This is a genomic window from Streptomyces sp. TRM64462 (genome assembly GCF_013362995.1).
Classification (GTDB): domain Bacteria; phylum Actinomycetota; class Actinomycetes; order Streptomycetales; family Streptomycetaceae; genus Streptomyces.
Genome location: NZ_JABWDV010000319.1, coordinates 1 through 3199, shown reverse-complemented (window position 1 = coordinate 3199; position 3199 = coordinate 1). Strand labels below are relative to the sequence as shown.

General features: G+C 57.3%; 1 rRNA gene. It reads right to left on the bottom strand.

The window, feature by feature from the left end:
• Positions 1–21: 21 nt before the first annotated feature.
• Positions 22–3143: ribosomal RNA gene (locus HTZ82_RS15770) — 23S ribosomal RNA — on the bottom strand.
• Between the last annotated feature and the right edge of the window lie 56 nt (positions 3144–3199).

Here is a 3199-nt window from a genome sequence, read left to right as displayed (position 1 = left end):
ACACAGTGGACGCGAGCAACTGAGGACAAGCCCTCGGCCTATTAGTACCGGTCAACTCCACACCTCACGGTGCTTCCATATCCGGCCTATCAACCCAGTCGTCTACTGGGAGCCTTACCCCATCAAGTGGGTGGGAATACTCATCTCGAAGCAGGCTTCCCGCTTAGATGCTTTCAGCGGTTATCCCTCCCGAACGTAGCCAACCAGCCATGCCCTTGGCAGAACAACTGGCACACCAGAGGTTCGTCCGTCCCGGTCCTCTCGTACTAGGGACAGCCCTTCTCAATATTCCTACGCGCACAGCGGATAGGGACCGAACTGTCTCACGACGTTCTAAACCCAGCTCGCGTACCGCTTTAATGGGCGAACAGCCCAACCCTTGGGACCGACTCCAGCCCCAGGATGCGACGAGCCGACATCGAGGTGCCAAACCATCCCGTCGATATGGACTCTTGGGGAAGATCAGCCTGTTATCCCCGGGGTACCTTTTATCCGTTGAGCGACGGCGCTTCCACAAGCCACCGCCGGATCACTAGTCCCGACTTTCGTCCCTGCTCGACCCGTCGGTCTCACAGTCAAGCTCCCTTGTGCACTTACACTCAACACCTGATTGCCAACCAGGCTGAGGGAACCTTTGGGCGCCTCCGTTACCCTTTAGGAGGCAACCGCCCCAGTTAAACTACCCATCAGACACTGTCCCTGATCCGGATCACGGACCCAGGTTAGACATCCAGCACGACCAGAGTGGTATTTCAACGACGACTCCACCCATACTGGCGTATGAGCTTCACAGTCTCCCACCTATCCTACACAAGCCGAACCGAACACCAATATCAAACTGTAGTAAAGGTCCCGGGGTCTTTCCGTCCTGCTGCGCGAAACGAGCATCTTTACTCGTAGTGCAATTTCACCGGGCCTATGGTTGAGACAGTCGAGAAGTCGTTACGCCATTCGTGCAGGTCGGAACTTACCCGACAAGGAATTTCGCTACCTTAGGATGGTTATAGTTACCACCGCCGTTTACTGGCGCTTAAGTTCTCAGCTTCGCCCCACCGAAATGGAGCTAACCGGTCCCCTTAACGTTCCAGCACCGGGCAGGCGTCAGTCCGTATACATCGCCTTACGGCTTCGCACGGACCTGTGTTTTTAGTAAACAGTCGCTTCTCGCTGGTCTCTGCGGCCACCCCCAGCTCCGAGTGCAAAACTCTTCACCAGGAATGGCCCCCCTTCTCCCGAAGTTACGGGGGCATTTTGCCGAGTTCCTTAACCATAGTTCACCCGAACGCCTCGGTATTCTCTACCTGACCACCTGAGTCGGTTTAGGGTACGGGCCGCCATGAAACTCGCTAGAGGCTTTTCTCGACAGCATAGGATCATCCACTTCGCCACAATCGGCTCGGCATCAGGTCTCAGGCTCATGTCACGCGGATTTGCCTACGTGACGCCCTACACCCTTACCCCGGGACAACCACCGCCCGGGATGGACTACCTTCCTGCGTCACCCCATCACTCACCTACTACCAGATAGGGTCACCGGCTCCACCACTCCGACCTCGTCCGAAGACTCAGCCGGCGGCTTCACGGGCTTAGCAGCCCTGGATTCAGCGTTGGCGCTTCAAAGCGGGTACCGGAATATCAACCGGTTGTCCATCGACTACGCCTGTCGGCCTCGCCTTAGGTCCCGACTTACCCTGGGCAGATCAGCTTGACCCAGGAACCCTTAGTCAATCGGCGCACACGTTTCCCACGTGTGTATCGCTACTCATGCCTGCATTCTCACTCGTGAACCGTCCACAACTCGCTTCCACGGCTGCTTCACCCGGCACACGACGCTCCCCTACCCAACCCAGCCGGCGTTGGCCGTACATGCTGGATTGACACGACTTCGGCGGTACGCTTGAGCCCCGCTACATTGTCGGCGCGGAATCACTTGACCAGTGAGCTATTACGCACTCTTTCAAGGGTGGCTGCTTCTAAGCCAACCTCCTGGTTGTCTCTGCGACTCCACATCCTTTCCCACTTAGCGTACGCTTAGGGGCCTTAGTCGATGCTCTGGGCTGTTTCCCTCTCGACCATGGAGCTTATCCCCCACAGTCTCACTGCCGCGCTCTCACTTACCGGCATTCGGAGTTTGGCTAAGGTCAGTAACCCGGTAGGGCCCATCGCCTATCCAGTGCTCTACCTCCGGCAAGAAACACACGACGCTGCACCTAAATGCATTTCGGGGAGAACCAGCTATCACGGAGTTTGATTGGCCTTTCACCCCTAACCACAGGTCATCCCCCAGGTTTTCAACCCTGGTGGGTTCGGTCCTCCACGAAGTCTTACCTCCGCTTCAACCTGCCCATGGCTAGATCACTCCGCTTCGGGTCTTGAGCGCGCTACTCTACCGCCCTATTCGGACTCGCTTTCGCTACGGCTTCCCCACACGGGTTAACCTCGCAACACACCGCAAACTCGCAGGCTCATTCTTCAAAAGGCACGCAGTCACGACATACAAGCAAGCTTGCATGCGACGCTCCCACGGCTTGTAGGCACACGGTTTCAGGTACTATTTCACTCCGCTCCCGCGGTACTTTTCACCATTCCCTCACGGTACTATCCGCTATCGGTCACCAGGGAATATTTAGGCTTAGCGGGTGGTCCCGCCAGATTCACACGGGATTTCTCGGGCCCCGTGCTACTTGGGAAATGAGCAAGCAAGCCGCTGATGTTTCAGCTACGGGGGTCTTACCCTCTACGCCGGACCTTTCGCATGTCCTTCGCCTACATCAACGGTTTCTGACTCGCCCAGCCGCCGGCAGACGACTGAAGCTCACTCCCACAACCCCGCATGCGCAACCCCTGCCGGGTATCACACACATACGGTTTGGCCTCATCCAGTTTCGCTCGCCACTACTCCCGGAATCACGGTTGTTTTCTCTTCCTGAGGGTACTGAGATGTTTCACTTCCCCTCGTTCCCTCCACACTGCCTATGTGTTCAGCAGCGGGTGACAGCCCATGACGACTGCCGGGTTTCCCCATTCGGACACCCCCGGATCAAAGCTCGGTTGACAGCTCCCCGGGGCCTATCGCGGCCTCCCACGTCCTTCATCGGTTCCTGGTGCCAAGGCATCCACCGTGCGCCCTTAAAAACTTGGCCACAGATGCTCGCGTCCACTGTGCAGTTCTCAAGCAACGACCAGCCACCCATCACCC